Origin of the sequence: Salmonella sp. SAL04214, assembly GCF_046550615.1 — a bacterium.
In the GTDB taxonomy this organism is placed as follows: Bacteria; Pseudomonadota; Gammaproteobacteria; order Enterobacterales; family Enterobacteriaceae; genus Salmonella; species Salmonella enterica.
The window spans coordinates 1-1,445 of the sequence record NZ_JBGDXT010000024.1 but is presented as its reverse complement, the minus strand read 5'-3'; the positions used below and the strand labels follow the sequence as shown (position 1 = coordinate 1,445).

At 64.4% G+C, this 1,445-nt stretch carries 1 protein-coding gene; it reads right to left on the bottom strand.

Going from position 1 to position 1,445, the window contains the following annotated elements; genetic code table 11:
* A partial coding sequence (gene oadA / locus ACLJQD_RS22855) for a sodium-extruding oxaloacetate decarboxylase subunit alpha (RefSeq protein ID WP_119896079.1) occupies nt 1–1,445 on the bottom strand: 1,445 nt, incomplete at both ends.

The window sequence follows — 1,445 nt, the reverse complement described above, 5'->3', positions numbered from 1 at the left end:
TGCGCGGCGCGGATTTCGGTTTCCATCTTCATGGCTTCCAGAATCAGCAGCACGTCGCCTTCGGCCACGCTCTGGCCCTCGGTGGCAATCACCTTCCAGATGTTGCCCGCCAGCGGGGCGGTGACCGGGGTGCCGGCGCCTGCCGGGGCGGTGGCAGGAGCAGAAGAGGCAGCAGGTGCAGCCGCAGTGAGCTGGCTGATATCGCCGCCGTCGCTGACCTTCACCACAAAGGCTTTGCCTTCCACTTCCACGGTGTAGACGCCGGAGGCGGCAGGCTTCTCTGCTTTTGCCACCGGCTGCGCGGCTTCCGCCTGCGGTACCGGCTCAAACGCCGCCGGGTTGTTACGGTTCTCAAGGAATTTGAGGCCAGGCTGCGGGAACAGCGCCACGGTGAGCACGTCGTCGATGGCGTTTCCCGCCAGAGTGATGCCCTTCTCCTGCGCCTGGCGCTTCACGTCGGCTTCCAGTTCAGCCAGCTCCGGCTTCAGCAGGTCCGCCGGGCGGCAGGTCACCGGAGCGCCCCCTTCCAGCACCCGCGCCTGCAATGCCGCGTTCACCGGCACCGGGGTGTGGCCGTATTCGCCTTTCAGTATCCCGGCGGTTTCCTTCGCGATGGTCTTGTAGCGCTCGCCGGTCAGGACGTTGAGCACCGCCTGGGTGCCGACAATCTGTGAGGTCGGGGTGACCAGCGGGATAAAGCCGAGGTCCTCGCGCACGCGGGGGATTTCCGCCAGCACCTGGTCCAGTTTGTCCGCCGCGTTCTGCTGCTTCAGCTGGCCTTCCAGGTTAGTGAGCATTCCGCCCGGCACCTGCGCCACCAGAATGCGGCTGTCGTAGCCCTTCAGCTGGCCTTCAAAGGCGTGGTACTTTTTGCGCACCTCGCGGAAATACGCGGCGATATTTTCCAGCTTCAGGATATCCAGCCCGGTGTCGTGCTCAGTACCTGCCAACGTCGCCACCAGCGCCTCGGTGGCCGGGTGGCCGTAGGTGGCGCTCATGGAGGAAATTGCCGTGTCCACGCCGTCGACGCCCGCCTCGATAGCCTTCAGCAGGGCCATCTCCGCCATCCCGGTGGTGGCATGACAGTGCAGGTGCAGGCGCACGTCATAGCGTTTTTTGATTTCGCTCACCAGCTCAAAAGCGGCCATCGGGGTGAGAATGCCGGACATGTCCTTGATGGCAATCGAGTCAACGCCGGTTTCCAGCAGTTGCTCTGTTAAATCCAGCCAGGTCTGCAGGGTGTGGGCCGGGCTGGTGGTGTACGAGAGTGTGCCCTGGGCGTGGGCGCCGTGGCTGCGCACCGCCTGCAGTGCGGCTTTCATATTGCGCGGGTCGTTCATGGCGTCGAAGACGCGGAACACGTCCATACCGTTTTTCACCGCGCGTTCGACGAAGCGCTCCACCACGTCGTCGGCGTAGTGGCGGTAGCCGAGCAGGTTCTGGCC